General features: G+C 68.9%; 14 protein-coding genes. 12 read left to right on the top strand and 2 right to left on the bottom strand.

Going from position 1 to position 18,495, the window contains the following annotated elements:
* From A5727_RS07140 to A5727_RS28060, 3 genes are all read left to right on the top strand, one after another.
* A partial coding sequence (locus A5727_RS07140; protein ID WP_157521266.1) for an ATP-binding cassette domain-containing protein occupies positions 1 to 824 on the top strand: 824 nt, incomplete at its 5' end.
* Positions 825 to 848: 24 nt separating this feature from the next.
* Complete coding sequence (locus tag A5727_RS07135; protein ID WP_068246775.1) at positions 849 to 1,589, top strand: SDR family NAD(P)-dependent oxidoreductase; 741 nt, start codon at positions 849 to 851, stop codon at positions 1,587 to 1,589.
* Positions 1,590 to 1,616: 27 nt separating this feature from the next.
* Positions 1,617 to 1,970, top strand: a complete 354-nt coding sequence (locus tag A5727_RS28060; RefSeq protein WP_082949643.1) for a hypothetical protein — start codon at positions 1,617 to 1,619, stop codon at positions 1,968 to 1,970.
* Between the two features lie 3 nt (positions 1,971 to 1,973).
* Here A5727_RS28060 and A5727_RS07125 read toward each other — a convergent pair whose 3' ends face one another.
* Positions 1,974 to 3,266 carry a glycoside hydrolase family 183 protein gene (locus tag A5727_RS07125; RefSeq protein WP_231991979.1) on the bottom strand — a complete coding sequence of 431 codons (1,293 nt, stop codon included), beginning with the start codon at positions 3,264 to 3,266 and terminating at the stop codon, positions 1,974 to 1,976.
* A gap of 217 nt (positions 3,267 to 3,483) precedes the next feature.
* On the opposite strand from A5727_RS07125, the gene A5727_RS27365 reads away from it, so the two are divergent.
* The 8 genes from A5727_RS27365 (at position 3,484) to A5727_RS07085 (ending at position 16,281) form a co-directional block, all read left to right on the top strand.
* Positions 3,484 to 5,688 carry a glycoside hydrolase family 183 protein gene (locus tag A5727_RS27365; protein WP_157521264.1) on the top strand — a complete coding sequence of 735 codons (2,205 nt, stop codon included), beginning with the start codon at positions 3,484 to 3,486 and terminating at the stop codon, positions 5,686 to 5,688.
* A gap of 1 nt (position 5,689) precedes the next feature.
* Positions 5,690 to 6,154 (top strand): hypothetical protein, encoded by a 465-nt coding sequence (locus A5727_RS07115; RefSeq protein WP_068246765.1) that lies wholly within the window; start codon positions 5,690 to 5,692, stop codon positions 6,152 to 6,154.
* Between the two features lie 16 nt (positions 6,155 to 6,170).
* Positions 6,171 to 7,520: a sensor histidine kinase gene (locus A5727_RS07110; protein ID WP_068246762.1), complete on the top strand. Its 1,350-nt coding sequence runs from the start codon at positions 6,171 to 6,173 to the stop codon at positions 7,518 to 7,520.
* A 176-nt stretch (positions 7,521 to 7,696) separates the two neighbouring features.
* On the top strand, positions 7,697 to 8,719 hold the full coding sequence (locus tag A5727_RS07105) for an alpha/beta hydrolase (RefSeq protein WP_082949647.1): 1,023 nt from the start codon (positions 7,697 to 7,699) through the stop codon (positions 8,717 to 8,719).
* Between the two features lie 52 nt (positions 8,720 to 8,771).
* Positions 8,772 to 10,343: an adenylate/guanylate cyclase domain-containing protein gene (locus A5727_RS07100; protein ID WP_082949642.1), complete on the top strand. Its 1,572-nt coding sequence runs from the start codon at positions 8,772 to 8,774 to the stop codon at positions 10,341 to 10,343.
* Between the two features lie 54 nt (positions 10,344 to 10,397).
* Positions 10,398 to 12,128 (top strand): hypothetical protein, encoded by a 1,731-nt coding sequence (locus A5727_RS07095; protein ID WP_068246756.1) that lies wholly within the window; start codon positions 10,398 to 10,400, stop codon positions 12,126 to 12,128.
* 41 nt (positions 12,129 to 12,169) lie between these two features.
* Positions 12,170 to 13,582, top strand: coding sequence for an NCS2 family permease (locus A5727_RS07090; RefSeq protein WP_068246753.1), 1,413 nt, complete (start codon positions 12,170 to 12,172; stop codon positions 13,580 to 13,582).
* Positions 13,583 to 13,845: 263 nt separating this feature from the next.
* Positions 13,846 to 16,281 carry a glycogen/starch/alpha-glucan phosphorylase gene (locus A5727_RS07085; RefSeq protein ID WP_157521267.1) on the top strand — a complete coding sequence of 812 codons (2,436 nt, stop codon included), beginning with the start codon at positions 13,846 to 13,848 and terminating at the stop codon, positions 16,279 to 16,281.
* 1 nt (position 16,282) lies between these two features.
* On the opposite strand, the gene A5727_RS07080 is transcribed toward A5727_RS07085, so the two are convergent.
* A complete protein-coding gene (locus A5727_RS07080; RefSeq protein ID WP_068246747.1) occupies positions 16,283 to 16,789 on the bottom strand; it encodes a hypothetical protein in 507 nt (168 codons plus the stop codon).
* Positions 16,790 to 16,904: 115 nt separating this feature from the next.
* Between A5727_RS07080 and A5727_RS07075 the strand changes: the two genes are divergently transcribed.
* Positions 16,905 to 18,485: an aspartate-alanine antiporter-like transporter gene (locus A5727_RS07075; RefSeq protein WP_068246743.1), complete on the top strand. Its 1,581-nt coding sequence runs from the start codon at positions 16,905 to 16,907 to the stop codon at positions 18,483 to 18,485.
* The last annotated feature ends 10 nt before the right edge of the window (positions 18,486 to 18,495 follow it).

The raw sequence follows: 18,495 nt of genomic DNA, 5'->3' as shown, positions 1-18,495 counted from the left end.
CCCCCCCCCCGCCCCCCCGCGCCGGCCCCCCCCCCGCCCCCGACGCCCCGGTGCTGCTCGACGTGTCCGGACTGGACGTGACCTTCTCCGTCGACACCCCCGGCGGCCGCAGGAGTGTCCATGCCGTGCAGGACCTTTCGTTCAGCATTCGCCGCGGCACGACCCTCGGAATGGTCGGCGAGTCAGGCTCGGGCAAGTCGACCGTGGCCGCGGCGCTGACCGGCCAGCTGCGACCCGATGCGGGCACGGCCACCCTGGACGGGACACCGGTCGAGGACAGGTCGATGCGCCGCCGCATCAGCATGGTCTTCCAGGATCCGTTCTCCGCGCTGAACCCGCGCCTGTCGGTCGCGACAGCCGTCGCCGAACCGCTGCGCACGCATGGACTGGCCGACGGCAGGGCCGCACGTCTGGCGCGGGTCGCCGACCTGCTCGAACTGGTCGGTCTCACACCGGACTTCGCCACGCGCTATCCGCATGAACTCTCGGGCGGGCAGCGGCAACGGGTGTGCATCGCGCGCGCCCTGGCGGTCGAACCCGAACTGTTGATCCTCGACGAGTCGACGGCGTCGCTGGACGTCTCGGTGCAGGACCGGGTGCTGGAGCTGATGGCGGGACTGCAGCAGGAGTTGGGACTGACCCTGCTGTTCATCGCGCACGACCTCGCGGTTGTGCAGCGGGTGAGCCACGACGTTCTCGTCATGCGGTCCGGCCGGGCCGTCGAGTTCCGGCCCGCCGCTGAGCTGTTCGCCTCGCCCGAACAGGAGTACACGCGTGAACTGCTGGCGGCGGTGCCGCCGGAGCGCCCTCGAAGCCGGGTGTGACGGTGCCCGTGAGAGGGTGCCACCATGACTGATCTGACCGGAAAAGTGGCCCTGGTGACCGGCGCGTCCTCGGGCCTGGGGGCCGCCACCGCCAAGCTCTTCGCCGAACGCGGCGCGACCGTCTTCGGCATCGCCCGCGACACCGAGCGGATGGCCGCGGTGTTCAGCGACGTGCCCGGCGGGGCGTACAGGTCGGTCGACATCGCGATTCCGCAGGCCTGCCGGGACGCCGTCACGGCGTGCGTGGAGAGGTTCGGGCGGCTCGATGTGCTGGTCAACGCCGCGGGATTCCATCAGATGCGGCACACCGCGACGATGACCGACGAGGACTGGGACACCGACCTCGCGGTCAACCTGACCGGACCGTTCCATCTGTGTCGTGCCGCGTTGCCGCACCTGCTGGACGTCGGCGGCAACATCGTCAACGTGTCCTCGGTGGCGGGTCTCGAAGGTGAGGTGTACTCGTCGGGCTACTGCGCCGCCAAGCACGGCATCGTCGGCCTGACCAAGGCGCTGGCGGTGGAGTACAGCGCCGAACGGGTGCGCGTCAACGTCGTGTGCCCGGGCGGTATGAGCACCCCGCAGGTCACCGAGTTCGCCGCACCCGAGAACGCCGACTGGAATCTCATCATGCGGATCGCCGCACCGCGCGGTTTCATGGAACCCGTCGACGTCGCCAAGGCGATCGCGTTCCTGGCGAGCGACGACGCGGTCGCCATCCACGGTGCGGTGTACCGGGTCGACAATGGCAAAGGCGCGGGCTGAGCTGACGGCACTCAGTAGGCTCGGGTCATGGCGGCGTCACGCGGAGTAGTCCAGTCCATCGCGACCCGGGGCAGTGCCGGTGTGGCCGGGTCGATCGCCACTGCCGGCAGCGCGGGGGTGGCCGGGTCGATCGCCACCGCGTCCAGTGCGGGCGTGGGGGGTTCGCTGGGCACCGCGAGCAGCGCTGCGGTGGCCGGAAGTGTCGCCACCGCACTGTCTTTGGCCGTCGTGCGCTGCATCGGGTGCATCGGATGCTTCGCGTGTGCGCGGTGCCTGGTGTGTCTGGGCTGTGCGCGCTGTGTCGACTGCGTGGGTTGTGTGGGCTGCTACAACTGCTCGGGGCTGCGCAACGCCGTCGGCCAGCGCAACGTGCACGCCTGAGGCCTATTTCGTCAGCGTCGTCTTCATCAGCGCGACGCTGTAGTCCGACCAGCGTGACAGCGTGAAGTACAGGTCCGGTCCCTTCGACCACGGGTGGATGTAGGGCCCGTAGATGCCGCCCGGCATCGCGGCCGAGGTGACCAGTGTCTTGGGCAGCCCCCACGGGCCCTGCGGTTGGTCGGCGGTCCGCAGCACGACGTTGCCCAGGAAGTTCGTGTACATCATCAGGTATTTCCCGAGGTGGTCGTTCCAGGCCACCGACATCTCGCTGCCCGGCGCCACGGTGACCTGCATGGCCAGGAACGGCGCGTTGCGGACCCATCCGAACGGTGTCCAGTACTCGTACTGCGCCAGATCGGGCACGGCGGTCTCGACCACGCGGGACAGGAACGGTGCGCCCCCGCGCCCGGCGCCGGTGCCGTAGTTGTAGACGTAGCCGTTTCGGCGCAGGTAGGCGCCCATCTGGAAGTTCTGCTGACCCCAGGTGAAGGCCACGCCCGGAACCGAATTGAACCACGCGGGACGGATTCCGGTGCGCGGCACGGTCCAGGTTTCGCCGTTGTCCTCGGACACCGCGACGGCCGAGAAGTTGGTGGACCACTGCCCGGATGCGCCCCACTGCGCCACGGACATGAAGTTGACGTACTGAGTCCTGCCCACCGAGATCGCAGCCGTCGGGATGACGGTCACCTCGGTCGCCGCCAAGCGCAGGCTGTCGATGACCTGACGGGAGAAGCCGCGCCCGCCGACCACCGGGCCGCGCAGGGGCGAACCGGCGTAGGGATCCTGATACCGCGCCGGCAGCACCGTCAGATCGGTGCTGGTGCTGCGGAAGAGCGTGTTGCTGCGCCAGCCCTGATCGCTTGCGCTGCAGTCGCCGAACGTGTCGCCGAAGAAGACCAGAACCTGCCTGTTCTCCGGGTCGCCGTTGTCCCAGAGCACGCCGAGGTCGGCTCCGGAGATGGTGAACCGCTCGTAGGAGTCGCTGTTGGGCCCGGTGATCCACCGCACGACGCTGGCCGTCGTCGCGGCCGGGGCGGGTGCGACGGCGGCACGGGACCTCGCGGCGTCCTGCTCGGCGCCCTCGGTGGTGGGGGTGTTGGGGTTGGTCTGCTGGTCGAGGCTCGCGGGCCGCCGACCGGTGGGCAGGTGCAGCACTGGGAGTTTCGGCACCGCCGACGGTGTGGTGCTGCGGGTCGTCGCACCGGTCGGGGCGACTGAGCACGGGTCGGCGTGCGCAAGGGGCGCGCAGTACGGCGCCATCAGACCGGCGACCGAGACGCAGGCAGCGGTCACCGAAAGCAGTCGCGCACAGACAGACATCGCAGCGAGCCCCCCATAAGCCCGACCCACATCAGAAAACGTTGCTGTGACAATAGTGAATAAAGGGGTTGATGTTGCTGGTGAGCTGTAACATCGGCATGCAGTTGTGACGATGTCGTGATTTGAGGTCACCCACGGATCGCGCCCGGCACACTGCCATCAGTCGGGGTCGACAGACATACGGAGCGTCATGGATTCATCGAGATATGTCGGCCGGGTCGGCGCCCTTGCGGTGGCGCTGGGCATCGGAGCCGCGGTCACCACGGGCACCGGAGTCGCCTGGGCCGACGGCACGGAGACCGGCGGCGAGAAGTCCTCGCAGACCAACACCTCATCCGGGGGTTCCGACGACTCGACGACAACCCGGGACACCCCGGCGGACCGACTGACCAGGGTCGCCGATCGCGTGCGCCGCAGCGTCGAGGACACCGCGGACCGGGTGCGCAAGGGCATCGAGGACAGCGCCGCCGAGGCGCAGAAGAACGCCGCCGAGGCGCAGAAGAAACTCGCGGACAGCGTCAAGAACGCCAAGGTCACGCTGCCGCGACGACAGCCCCGTGCCCTCGACACCACCGAGGTCTCGGATGCCGTGGCACCCACTGGGTCGCTCCGTGAGCCCGTGCGGGACACCGCCCAGACGGCGCCGGCGGTCTCATCGTTGCGGCGCTCGCTGTCCGCGACGCCGAAGACCAGCCTGTCGGACACGGCGCCGGCCACCCGCCTCACCGCCGAGCCGGCGGCCACCCTCGCGGCCCTCACCCAGATCCCGGACCGAGTGGTCGACCGGACCGTCGAGGTGTCCACCGCGACAACCCTGGACACCCCGGTGACCGACACGGCTCCGAAGCTGACCAACCTGGTGTCTGGATTCCTGGCGGCCGCCGGACTGGCACCACTGGCCGGCGGGTCACCCGCCGCACCGGCGCAGACCCCGGGCCTGTGGGCGTTGCTCGCGTGGGCGCGCCGGGAATACGAGCGGACCCTCACCCCACAGGGCAGGGTCGTCTCGGTGGCCGACGCGCAACCGGTCGCCGCGGCGGTGGTCGACCCGAACCCCGGGCTGACCCCCAAGCCCGCCACCCCGATCCTGACCGCCGGCGACACCGTCGGCATGGAATGGGTCACGGGCGGCACGCCGACCAACGGCAACCCGACCAACAACCAGCCGCAGCCGATCCCCGGCGGCTACGGCATCGCCGGCACCGACCTCGGCATCATGTGGGATGACGGCAACGGCAACGTCATGATGCTGTTCGGCGACACCTTCGACCAGCCCGGCATGAAGGGCGTGTGGCGCAACAACGTTCTGCTCCGCAGCACCGACTACGTCCTGTCGGACGGCAAGCTGACCATCAAGGACGGCCTGTACAGCGACGGCGGCGTCTACGGCCCCACCACCAACGACTGGTCCAACCTGTGGGGCGCCACCCAGGCCATCCGAAACCCGGGCTACAACGGCCTGTTCGGCTCGACCACGACCATCATCCCGACGTCGGCGATCGAGGTCGACGGCGTCCAGTACGCCACCGTGATGTCGGTGCGCACCTGGGACAACCCCGGCAGCTGGACCACCAACTGGTCGGCCGTCGCGGTGTCCCACGACGACGGCAAGACCTGGACCGTCGACCCCGACACCGTGCGCTCGTCGGGGTGGCTGCGCTCCAGCAAGCCATACGTGCCGGGCAACAACCACTTTCAGCAGAACGCGTTCGTGACCTCGCCCGACGAGACCGACCCCTACGTCTACGTCTACGGCACACCGTCGGGCCGGCAGGGCTCGGCGTACCTGGCGCGGGTGCCCAAGGATGAGATCACCAACCTGAAGGCCTACGAGTACTGGGCCGGTGAGGTCGACGGCCAGGGAAGCTGGGTCGCCAACGACCCGTCCGCGGCGGTTCCGGTGATCGGCAAGGTCAGCTCGTCGCGCCCGGGCGGGTTCATCGGCTGGATCACCAAGGCCATCAACAACTTCCTCGGCGGCATCATCGTCGGCGGCTACGAGGGCGGCAACGTCAGCGAGATGTCGGTGCAGTACAACGAGTACCTCGGCAAGTACGTGGTGCTGTACACCGACGGTGGCAACAACGTCGTGATGCGGGTCAGCGACTCGCCGCAGGGCACGTGGTCGGACGCCGCGGTGCTGGTGGCCAACAACCCCCTCAAGAAGAACGCGGGCACCGGCCAGGCGAACACCGGCATGTACGGGCCGATGATCCATCCGTGGTCGGGCACCGGCAAGCTCAAGAACACCGACGGCTCGGCCGACGACAGCAACCTGTACTTCAACCTGTCCTACTGGGGCCCGTACAACGTCAGCCTCATGCAGACCGATCTGAGCGGCGTGAAGGCGCAGTACGCCACATCGGCGACGTCGTCCGACACCATCACGGTCTGACATGACCCGCGCAGCGCTGCTCGCGGCCGCCCTCGCGGCGGTCGCGGTGAGCGCCGCCGGGCCCGCCGGCGCCGACCCAACGCCCGACGCGCCGTGCTCGGCGGACCTCGACGGCGCGCTGACCCGCCTGACGGGCGTGACCTGGCAGTGCTCCGCCGGCCAGTGGCGCCTGGACACCGATCCGTACGCGGCCGGCGATCGGTGGCTGTCGTGGGCCGCGGACCCACTCGTCGTGCACGGCCCAGGCCGGCGAAACCCCGAGGTCCGGCCCGGAGTCTGGACCGGCACCCCCGCGAACGCCGACGCCCAGTGCAGTGCAGACCTCGTCGACGTCGTCGACGCCGGCCAACTCGGGCCGGTCGAAGAGCACGCCGCCGCACCCGGCGAGGTGGTGACGTTCACCGCCTCCGCCACGCTGTTCAGCGCCACCCTCAGCGGCCCCTGCCTCTGGCAGCACACGCCCTGACGGGCAAGATGAACCCATGAACGGCATCCTGGCCTGGCTATTCCGGCTGCCTCGGCGCATTCTGTCGCTGCGCACGATCGTCATCGTGGGCATGGTCGGGGTGATCAGCACCATCCTCGTGATCGGCGCCTGGGTGTGGTTCGGCATCACCAACGACCAGTACAACCAGCTCGACCGCAGGCTGGACTCGGTCAGCAGCCTCGGCGATTTCAGCAGCATCCTCAACGCACCACCGCAGGGCGCGGGCAACGGCGGCGACGACAGCGGCCTGGTTCGCACCGCTCGGGTCGGCTCCGTCACGATCTCCACACCCAGCGACATCGTCCTGCCCAAATTCGAGGACGGCTACACCACCACCACGATCAACGGAGTGGACTACCGCGTCCGCACCTTCCAGGCCGGGCCCGCCTCGATCGCACTCGGGTCCACGCTGGAGGAGACCCAGCGGCGCATCGACGCGCTGCACACCCGAGTGCTGATCATCTGCGGCAGCCTGATCGTCACGACGATCGTCGTCGGCTGGGTGATCTCGCTGGTCATGATCACGCCGTTCCGCCTGCTGGCGCAGCAGGCCCGCGCCATCAACGCACAGTCCGCCCCCGACGAGGTGCAGGTCCGTGGGGTGTGGGAGGCCGTTGAGATCGGTGAGGCCGTCGAGGGCATGCTCGACCGCATCGGCAAGGAGCAGGAACGCACCAAGGCCGCCCTCGAATCCGCGCGCGACTTCGCGGCGGCGGCCTCCCATGAACTGCGCACACCGATGACCGCGATGCGCACCAACCTCGAGGTGCTGGCCACCCTCGACATGCCCGCGGAGGCACGCCAGGAACTCATCGGTGATGTGATGCGCACCCAGACCCGCATCGAGACCACGCTGTGGGCACTCGAACGGCTCGCGCAGGGCCAGCTGACCACGGCCGACGACTTCGTGCCCGTCGACATCACCGAGGTGCTCGACCGTGCCGCCCACGACGCCGAACGCAACTACCCCGACCTCGAGGTGGGCCTCGCGGCCACCACGTCGGTGCTCATGGTGGGTCTGCCGGCGGGGCTGCGCCTGGTGGTGGACAACGCGATCGCCAACGCCGTCAAACACGGCGGCGCCACCAAGGTTCTCCTCGACGCCGTCAGTTCCGCCGAAGGCGTGCAGATCTCGGTCGACGACAACGGATCCGGTGTGCCCGAGGCCGAACGCGTCGAGGTCTTCGAGCGGTTCTCCCGCGGGTCGACGGCCTCGCGGTCGGGTTCCGGTCTGGGTCTGGCGCTGGTGGCCCAGCAGGCGCAGGTGCACGGCGGGACCGCCTCGCTCGAGGACAGCCCGCTCGGCGGTGCCCGCCTGGTGCTCAAGCTCCCCGGCGTGCAGTGACGCCCCGACACGTTGCTGCCGGCCCAGGTCACAACCTCCACAGGGCTTCATAACAACGCGATCACACGCGGCCGCGCGTCGCGGGTGCGCCGCGGCGCCGCGGCTACCTTGCCGATGTGACGGACACCCACCTGCCGCGAACCCGCACGGTCGTTGCCGCGCTGCTGACGGCCCTGATGCTGGTGACGCTCCCGCTCATGGGCCAACCGCCTCGCGCCGCGGCCTTTTCGACGTCCGCGCCCGTCGAACAACTCGACGTCCCGTCGCCCTCGATGGGCCGCAATATCCGGGTGTCCTTCTCCGGCGGCGGCCCGCACTCGGTGTACCTGCTCGACGGGTTGCGCGCCCAGGACGACTTCAACGGCTGGGACATCAACACCGCGGCCTTCGACTGGTTCCACGGCTCCGGGATCTCGGTCGTGATGCCCGTCGGTGGGCAGTCCAGCTTCTACACCGACTGGTACCAACCCGCGACCGGCACCGCGGGCACCACGACCTACAAGTGGGAGACCTTCCTGACCCAGGAGCTGCCCGCCTGGCTTGCCGCCAACCGCGGTCAGGACCCACGAGGCAATGCGGTGGTGGGTCTTTCGATGGCCGGTGGCGCGGCGCTGACGCTGGCGATCTGGCATCCGCAGCAGTTCATCTTCGCCGGTGCGCTCTCCGGGTTCCTCAACCCGTCACAGGGCCTGTGGCCCACGCTGATCGGACTGGCCATGAAGGACGCCGGCGGCTACAACTCGGTCAACATGTGGGGTCCGGCCAGTGACATCGCGTGGAAGCGAAACGATCCGATGGTCAACATCAACCGCCTGGTGGCCAACCGGACCGCGCTGTGGATCTACTGCGGCAACGGCATCCCGTCCGACGCCGACGGCGGCACCGACTTCGGCACCAACTTCAGCGCGCAGTACCTGGAGAACATCACCGCGAGCACCAACAAGGAGTTCCAGCGCCGCTACCTGGCCGCGGGCGGACGCAACGCGGTGTTCAACTTCCCCGTCAACGGCACGCACAGTTGGTCGTACTGGGGCTCGCAGCTTCAGGCCATGAAGCCCGACCTGGTGCGCATCCTCACCACCCCCGCCCTCCCGCCGGTGCCGCAGGTCCCGCTGCTTCCCGGCCTGCTGCCGGCTCCGGCCGCCGTGGCACCCGCGCTGCCCGCCGCGGCGCCGGCTCCCGTGGCCGCCCTGCCCTGACAGGTAGCGCACTACGCGTGTCGCCGTCGCGGCGCATCCGCACAGTGAACGGGTGGACACCGCGCAGTCGACGACCCCGCGTGCCCGGGTTCCGGCCAGGAAACCACGGGCGGGCCGGGCTGCCGTCGACCCGCTGCGGACGGAGGTGTTCCGGCGCTGGATCCTCGGCGCGGTCACGGTCAGCGTCGCAGGCGGCGGCATCGTCTTCGCGTTCCTGGCGTTCGCCGCACCGATTCTGCTGACCCCCAACGAGACTCACCGGCTCCTGATTCGCAGCAGCGCGACCATGCTGGTGTTCGCCGCGATCGGCGTGCCCCTGCTCATGCGGTTCCGTCGCCGGCGGTTCGCGGTGAGCACCGCGTGGCTGCGTGAATTCCGTTCCCCCACAGAGACGGAGCGGCAGCGGACGCTGGCCGCGCCCCGGGAGGCGGTCCGGGTGTCGGCTGCGGCGTGGGGCGCCTGCGCCGTGGCGTTCGCGCTGCTCGGCGGCCTGGAGACTGTGCCCGCGGCGCTCTACATCTTCGGCACGGTCGCATTCGGCGGCATCAGCACCACCGCGGTGTGGTACCTGGTGGTCGAATGGGTGATGCGCCCGATCGCGGCGCGCGCACTCGACGGTGAGTCCCCCGTCCGGTCCTACGGGCCCACGATCGAACGACGGCTGGTGATGGCGTGGACGGTCGCCACCTGCGTGCCCCTCCTCGGTGTCGCGACCCTGACCATCGGATACCTGGCCAGCGAGGACTTCCGGGCCCAGCGCACACTGGCGGCCATCCTGGTGCTCGTCGGCATTGCGCTGGCGGTCGGCCTGTTCACGCTCGTGGTCGCGGTCCGGTCGATCACGGGCCGAGTGGGTGCGCTGCGCGGCGCGCTGGCCCGCGTCCAGGCGGGTGACTTCACGGCCCGCGTCCTCGTCGACGACGCGAGTGAGATCGGAAGGTTGCAGGCCGGGTTCAACACCATGGCGGCGGGCCTGGCTGAGCGCGAACGGATCCGGGACACCTTCGGCACGTACGTCGACCGTGACGTCGCCGATCACATCCTCGGCGCCCACGACGGACTCGACGGCGAGGAGGTCCACGTCACGCTGATGTTCGTCGACGTCCGGGGGTTCACCGGGTTCGCCGAACGCCTGCGTCCGGCCGAGGTGGTCACCGTGCTGAACAGGCTCTTCGAGCGGATCGTCCCCGTGGTCCATCGGCACGGCGGCCACGTGGACAAGTACGCCGGTGACGGACTGCTGGCGGTGTTCGGTGCACCGCGCCGCCACGACGACCACGCCGACCGAGCGCTGGCGGCGGCGCTGCAGATCGCCGACGCGGTGCGCGACGAGTTCGACGGTGAACTGTCGGTGGGGGTGGGCCTCAACTCAGGGGCGGTGATCGCGGGCAACGTGGGCGGCGCGGGACGGCTGGAGTTCTCCGTGATCGGCGACGCGGTCAACATCGCGGCCCGCGTCGAGTCGGCGACCCGCCAGACCGGCGACGTGGTGCTGCTGACCGACCAGACCCGCGAACTGCTCACGGGCGCGCGCACGCAGCGCTGTGGGTTCGTCGAACGCCCCGGCCTGACCCTCAAGGGCACGACCAGGCCCGTGCAGGTCTTCGCGCCGCTCATCGGCTGAACGGGTCACCGAAACCGCGGTCGCACCGCCGGTGCGCCCGCTACTGTCACGCCCATGACGTCGACGTCCCCCCAATACGCGCGTTATATCGGCCGTGTCGGCGGCCTCGCCGTGGCCTTGGGCATCGGAGTGGCGATCGCCCAGGGCGCCGGCGACGCTGCCGCGGAGACCGAGGGCCCCGACGGCCCGTCGGCCGCGTCGACGGACACCGCGCCGAAACGCGAGGCCCGCGCGAGGACACTGGCGGACCGCGTCGAACGCAGCGTGACCCGCGCCTCGGAACGGATCGAGTCCCGCCGCGCCGCCCGCAGCCTGCGCGATGTCGCCGACAGGATCACCGCGTCGGCGAACTCCTCTGCCCGGCAAGCCGATCGGCCGCTGCCCCGCACGCCGCGAGCACCGTTGCGCGGTGTGGAACTGCTGACCAACGTCGGCCTGGCCCGTCCGACCACCGAACCGGCCAGCGCCAGCACCACCGCCGCCGACCCGCTGGCCACCGAGGAACAGTTGGCCGCCGAACGTCGCGCCGCCCAGATCGCCAAGCGCCCGATCGTCCAATTGACCAGGCTGGTGTTGAAGGTCGCCTGGTACATCTCGGCGCAGCGGAACTTCGCGCTGGTCGGTGGCGTGGATCGGGAGAATCTGGCCCAGCTCGACCGGTCGCTGGACGAGTACGTCAACCAGGCCGCCATGGAGGTGCAGCTCCTCAACCCGAACAAGCCCAGACTGCTCCAACAGGTGATGCCCCCGCACACCTGGGGTGGGCAGACGGTGGGCGGCACCCGGATCTGGTACGACAACCCCGACACCGTCTATCGGTTCGTCGCCGTCAACGCCGCCTCGACCTACGTCATCGAGGGCACCTACAACCCCGACGCCGTGCCGGTCGACACCAATTTCAGTGTGCTCACCGGACTCAACGGTGAGACCGCGGTGAACCGAAGCTGGGACGAGATCGAGAAGGATGAGGTCACCGGCACCTTCAAGATCTACGTCGGGTCCGACCCCACCCGCAGAGATGACCCCAACTACCTCTACCTGACGCCCGAAGCCACTCTGATCACCACCCGGAACACGCTGTCCGACAAGGCGGCCGAGGAAGCCATGGGGTTGACGATCACCCGGACCAGCGGGCCGCCCGACAGCCTGTTCGCTCAGATCGGCGGATTCCTGATCCCCGGCATCGGGCCGGCGATCACCAGGAATCCGACGCTGGTGAAACTGGTCTCGCTGATCCCGCCGCTGCCCGGTCCCCCGCTGGTGCTGCAGGCGGTGGAGACCTCCCTGCTGATGTTGATCCTCGGCATCACCAAGCAGGACGAGTACATCGCCGTGGCCACCCGCGATCCCGCGACAGGCCAACTGCGCCAACCGAATACGCTGTCGGAGCCCGCGCACAACGCGCAGTTTCTGGCCACCCAGCGCCAGAGCACCGGTTACTTCCAACTGGCCGACGACGAGGCCCTGGTCGTCACGGTGACGCCCAACGGTGCCGGCTACTTCAACGTGCCGGTCACCAACGTGTGGACCATCACCGACAACGACCCCGGCGCGAGCCTCAACAGCGCCCACGCGGTCGACCCGGACGGTGACGGCACCTACATCGTCGTGATCTCCCCGACCGATCCCGGCGTGGCCAACTGGGTGTCCACCGGCGGACTGAACCAGGGCACCCTGTCGATCCGGTTCCAGGACGTCGACCCGGCCCTCGGTGAGCCGGAGATCAGCGCGCAGAAGATGACGCACGCCGAGCTTCAGGCGCTGTTGGCACACCAGTCGGCGTGACAATCCCTGCCGACGACCACCGCGCCCCTTAAGGTCGTCCCGTGACCAGACTGGACTCGTTCTTCGAGATCACCGAACGCGGCTCGACCGTGGCCGCCGAACTTCGTGGCGGTGTCGTCACGTTCATCGCGATGGCCTACATCATCGTGCTGAACCCGATCATCCTGTCCGGGACGGCCGACGTCGCGGGCAACGAGTTGGGGTTCACCCAGGTCTCGGCGGTGACGTCGCTGGCCGCGGGCGTGATGACCATCGTGTTCGGTGTGATCGCGCGCCTGCCGTTCGCGTTCGCGGCAGGCCTGGGCATCAACTCGTTCCTGGCGTCCTCGGTGGTGGGCTCGCTGACCTGGCCCGAGGCCATGGGCCTGGTGGTGATCAACGGTCTGATCATCGTGGCGCTGGCGGTCACTGGTCTGCGCAAACTGATCTTCGACGCCGTGCCCATGCAGCTGAAGCTCGCGATCACCGCTGGTATCGGTCTGTTCATCCTGTTCATCGGCATGGTGGACGCGGGATTCATCGGGTCGACGGGCTTCCCGTCCCCGCCCGTGGGGTTGGGCCGTGACGGCGCCGGCTCCATCGACAGCGTGCCGACGGTGGTGTTCGTGCTGACGCTGCTGGTGACCGGCATCCTGGTCGCCCGCAAGGTCCGCGGCGCGATCCTGATCGGCCTGGTCGCGGGCACGATCGTCGCGGTGACGATCGAGGCGATCTGGCATCTGGGCTCGGCGCAGGACAATCCCGGCGGCTGGGGCCTGTCGGTGCCGACACTGTCCGGGTCCCCGTTCGCGGTGCCGGACCTGTCGCTGGTCGGTGAGTTCAGCCTCAACAGCTTCGCCCGCATCGGCATCCTCGCGGCGGTGATGTGGGTGTTCACGCTGGTGTTCACCAACTTCTTCGACGCCATGGGCACGTTCACGGGCCTGTCCCGGCAGGCTGGCCTGGCCGACGCCGACGGCAACTTCCCGCGGCTGCGCTCGGCGCTGGTGGTCGAGGGTGCCGGCGCCGTGGTCGGCGGCGCGGCGTCGGCCTCGTCGAACACCGTGTTCATCGAGTCGGGTGCGGGCATCGGCGAGGGGGCGCGGACCGGCCTGGCCAGCCTCGTCACGGGCACGCTGTTCCTGGCGGCGATGTTCCTGACCCCCCTGGCCGCCATCGTGCCGTCCGAGGTCGCGGCGGCCGCGCTGGTGATCGTCGGCGCCATGATGGCCTCTCACCTGCGGGAGATCGACTTCACCGACTTCTCGATCGCGCTGCCCGTCGTGCTGACCGTGGCCGTGATGCCGCTGAGCTATTCGATCGCCAACGGCATCGGTGTCGGCTTCATCTCCTGGGTGGTGGTGCGCGCGGCGTCCGGCAGGGCCCGCGAGATCAGCGTGCTGCTGTGGATCGTCGCGGCCGGTTTCGCGCTGTTCTTCGCGCGCGGCTGGATCGACTCCCTGATCGGCATCTGAGCGTCGGGGGCTCGGCCCCCGTCGGCACAGGTGCGAACTCGGCCGCCTTCGCCGAAGCGCAGTACCGTAAAGCGGAGTTCACATTCGTCCGGGCGCACGTGCGGTTCCCGTAACACAGGAGTGCCACACTAACCCGTCTTTCCCAGCAGAATTACGGAGGGCCCGTGACCGAAGTGCAGAGTCGCCAACCGATCGACGAACCCGCGGACCTCGACGACGGCCTGCCGCAGACCCCAGCCCCGACCGGGCAGACCCGCTCCGGGATGACGGCCGAGGCGCTGTGCGCGGCGGTCTCGGATCACCTGCTGTACTCGATCGCCCGCCCGTCCATCGCGTTGACTCCCGACCACTACTACCGTGCCCTGTCGCTGGCCGTCCGCGACCGCATGCAGAAGCGCTGGATGGCCACCACCCAGGACTGGCTGGACCTGTCGAACAAGGTCACCTGCTACCTGTCCGCGGAGTTCCTGATGGGCCCGCAGCTGGGCAACAACCTGATCAACCTGCGGATCGAGCAGCAGGCCCGCGACGCGATGGCGGCACTGGGCCAGGACCTCGACCAGATCCTGGCGTGCGAGGAGGAGCCCGGGCTGGGCAACGGCGGCCTGGGCCGGCTGGCGGCCTGCTACCTGGACTCGCTGGCCACCCTGGAGCGGCCCTCCATCGGCTACGGGATCCGCTACGAGTTCGGGATCTTCAAGCAGGAGATCGCCGACGGCTGGCAGGTCGAGAAGACCGACAACTGGCTGGCACACGGAAACCCCTGGGAGATCGAGAAACCCGACGCCAGCTACATCGTCAACTGGGGCGGGCACACCGAGGAGTACGAGGACGTCACGGGAAAGTTCCGGGTCCGCTGGGTGCCGCACCGCGTCCTCAAGGGCACGTCCTACGACACCCCGGTGCAGGGTTACGGCGTCAACACCTGCAACACGCTGACGCTGTGGAGCGCCCGCGCGGTGGAGTCGTTCGCGCTCGAGGCGTTCAACACCGGCGACTTCTACCGCGCCGTCGATGAGGAGGTCGTCTCCGAGACGGTGTCAAAAGTGCTCTACCCCAACGACGAACCAGAGGCCGGTAAGCGGCTTCGCCTTCTGCAGCAGTACTTCTTCGTCACGTGCTCGCTGCAGGACATCCTGAGCATCCACCTCAACCGCGTGCTGCTGCCGTTGGAGGCCCTGCCCGAGAAGTGGGCGATCCAACTCAACGACACCCACCCGTCGATCGCGGTCGCCGAGATGATGCGCCTGCTGATCGACGAGCACCAGTTGAGTTGGGACGAGGCGTGGTCCATCACCGTGCGGACGTTCGGCTACACCAACCACACCCTGCTGCCCGAGGCGCTGGAGACCTGGCCGCTGGGGATGTTCGGTGAGGCGCTGCCACGGCACCTCGAGATCATCTACGAGATCAACGAACGGTTCCTCGACGAGGTCCGGGACCGCTTCCCCGGCGACGAGGATCGCGTGCGGCGGATGTCGCTGATCGGTGAGGACCACGGCAAGTGCGTGCGGATGGCGCACCTGGCCACCGTCGGCAGTCACGCCGTCAACGGCGTCGCGGCCCTGCACTCCGAACTGCTGAAATCCAGTGTGCTCAAGGACTTCTACGAGCTGTGGCCAGAGCGCTTCGGCAACGTCACCAACGGTGTGACACCCCGCAGGTTCCTCGCGCTGTCCAACCCCGGCCTGCGCGGCCTGCTGGACGAGACCATCGGCGACGGCTGGTTGACCGACCTGAGCCTGCTCAGCGGGCTCGAACCGTACGCCGAGGATCCCGCGTTCCGGGAATGCTGGCGAGAAGTCAAGCGCGCCAACAAGGCCCGCCTCGCCGAGTACGTGCACGCCACAACCGGGATCGAACTCGACCCGTCGTGGATGTTCGACGTTCAGGTCAAGCGCATCCACGAGTACAAGCGACAGCACCTCATGGTGCTGCACATCATCGCGCTGTACCGCAGGCTCAAACTCAACCCCGGCCTGACGATTCCGCCGCGGGTGTTCATCTTCGGCGGCAAGGCCGCACCCGGTTACTTCATGGCCAAGCGGATCATCAAGCTGATCAACGCCGTCGGCGAGACGGTGAACGCCGACCCCCAGGTCAACCGCTTCCTGAAGGTGGTGTTCCTGCCCAACTTCAACGTCAAGAACGCGCACCTGGTCTACCCGGCGGCCAATCTGTCCGAGCAGATCTCCACCGCCGGCAAGGAGGCCTCGGGCACCGGGAACATGAAGTTCATGATCAACGGTGCGCTGACCATCGGGACGCTCGACGGCGCCAACGTCGAGATCCGCGAGGAGGCCGGCCCGGAGAACTTCTTCCTGTTCGGCCTGACCGAGGATCAGGTGGAGGCCGCCAAACGCGACGGCTACTCCCCCGGAACCTTCATCGAGCGCGACGCGGAACTGGCGGCGGTGCTGGAACTGATCGCCGAGGGCACCTTCACCCACGGTGACACCGAGGTGTTGCGCCCGTTGGTGGACAACCTCATCCACCACGACACGTTCCTGGCGCTGGCCGACTACCGCTCCTATGTCGACACCCAGGCGCGAGTCGACGCCGCGTGGCTCGAACCCGACAAGTGGAGCCACATGTCGATACTCAACACCGCACGCAGCGGCAAGTTCTCCTCGGACCGTGCGATCGCTTCGTACTGCGACGAGATTTGGAACGTGGGTCCGATGACGGTGGAGTTGTAGATCAGCGGCTGTCGCGCTTGGCCTGCCGGCGCGCGCCGGAGGCGATCGAGCCGGCTTCGCGTTTCTTGCGCCCCGGGGACTGGCGAGTCTTGTCGGTCAGCACGCGGGGCTTGACACCTGAGGTCCGAGGCGATTTCACGGGGGACGCGGGTGCTGCCGCCTCCTGGCGGGCCTGGGCCAGGCGCTCCTCCTTGAGTTCCTTGGCGCTCTGCCGCGCGGCCGCGGCGACCTGCCGACTCACCCGGGCCAGCGACTCCTCGAAGATCTCCGCCCGGGCCGCATTGCGCGCGTTGGCCGGACGCGCCTGACCGCGAGCGCCTTTCGCCTTCACCCGCACCGCGGCGTCCCGCCGGTAGACCCCGACGTGCTTGTTGCGGGCGCGCCGGACCCGCGCGTGAAGGTCGAGCAGGGCATCCTCATCGAGGCCGTCCAACTCCTCGGGCGCGGTCTCTCGGACCAACAGGAAATCAGCCTCACTCAGGGAACTCAACAGCTTCTGCGTCGCCATAAACCGCATTATTGACCTCCGGTCACGAAACTTTCCGGGAGTTGCCGGACTTTCGCATCGCGCAGCGCCGATTGTGGTCTGATCGTTGTGTCGCCCAGCTTCGCGAGGAGCCGACATGCAGTGGTTTGTCGACAGTCCCCTGCTGACGCTGTTCTTCTGCGTCGGCATCGGCAGCCTGTTCGGACGCATCCGGTTCGGCCCGGTGTCCTTCGGCCCGGCCGGGGCGCTGTTCGTCGCGCTGGCACTGGCGGCGGTCGAACCCGACGTCGGTCTGCCGCCGATTGTGACGAGCCTGTCGCTGTGCGTGTTCTGCTATGTCGTCGGCATCGCCGCCGGCCCGTCGTTCGTGACCGCGCTGCGCACCAGTTGGCAGCCCGTCGTGGTGTCCGTCGTGGCGATCGCCGGCATGGCCGCGGCCGCCCTCGGGGTGGGTGCGGCGCTGGGCCTCGACACCGGGACCATCGCCGGCGCGTTCTCCGGCGCGGGCACGGCCACCGCGGCGCTGGGTGCGGTGCAGCAGCAGCTTGCCGAGGGCGGTGCGATTCCCCCGGAACCGGCCATCGGGTACGCCGTCGCCTACCCGATCACGGTGCTGCTGACCATCCTCGCGTGCGCGTACCTGGTGAATGTGGGACGGCGCAGGCCCACGGCCGAGGACCGCGAACAGCCGGCTCCGATCGTGGTCCGCACCCTCGAACTCGTCGGTGACCCCAACCTGAGTGTGCACGGTCTGGAGAGCCGGTACGAGGCGGTCGTGTCGCGACTGACCCGCGGCGGGCACACCGTGGTCGCCCATGATGCCGAGCGCCTGATATCCGGTGACCTGCTGACGATCACCGCCCGGGAGGACGAGGTCGCGCGCATGACCACCGACCTCGGCCGGCCGGCGACCGAGGAACCGTGGATGGACCGCTCCACCATCGACTTTCGCCGCATCACGCTGTCCAACCCGGAGTACGTGGGCCGGCCGTTGCAGGAATTGCGGATGGAGGAGCGGTTCGACGCCGTGGTCAGCCGCGTCCGCCGGGGAGACATCGACATCATCGCGACTCCTGATCTGGTGTTGCAGAGCGGAGACCGGCTCCGGGTCACCGCTCCCCGGGACAGGCTGGCTGAGATCGGCACGGCCCTTGGTGATTCCGAGCGCACCGCCGGTGACATCAACGCCATCGGCCTGGGTCTGGGACTGGCGCTGGGTCTGGTGCTGGCGTTCCTCGAGATTCCCCTGCCCGGCGGCGGGACACTGGTGCTCGGCACCGCGACCGCCCCGTTGGTCGTCGGTGTCGTCCTGGGCGCGCTGGGGCGAACCGGACCGGTGGTGTGGACGCTGCCCGGCAACGTCGCCAACACGCTCAACCAGTTCTCGCTGCTGGTGTTTCTGGTCGCGGTCGGCACGGGCGCCGGGGGCGACCTGGTACCCGCACTGTCGGCCGACGGTGTCCAGCTCGTGGTGCTCGGGGTGACGATCTCGGCGGCCCATGCCGTGATCTGCGTGCTGGGCCTGCGCACCGTGCTGCGCTACGGCACCGCCCGCGCGTTGGGCGGCCTCACCGGATCTCAGCTCAACCCGGCACCGTACGCCTACGCCATGGCCCGGATGCCGGACCAGCGGGTCGCGTTGGGATACGCGGTGCTGTTCCCGGTGTCGATGATCATCAAGGTGTTCCTGGCCCAGCTGATGGTGGTGTACTTCTGACGCCGACTTA

It is taken from the genome of Mycobacterium sp. ACS4331 (genome assembly GCF_001667265.1).
In the GTDB taxonomy this organism is placed as follows: Bacteria; Actinomycetota; Actinomycetes; order Mycobacteriales; family Mycobacteriaceae; genus Mycobacterium.
Note: the sequence above shows the minus strand (reverse complement) of the source record. Positions and strands in the feature narration are given on the sequence as shown.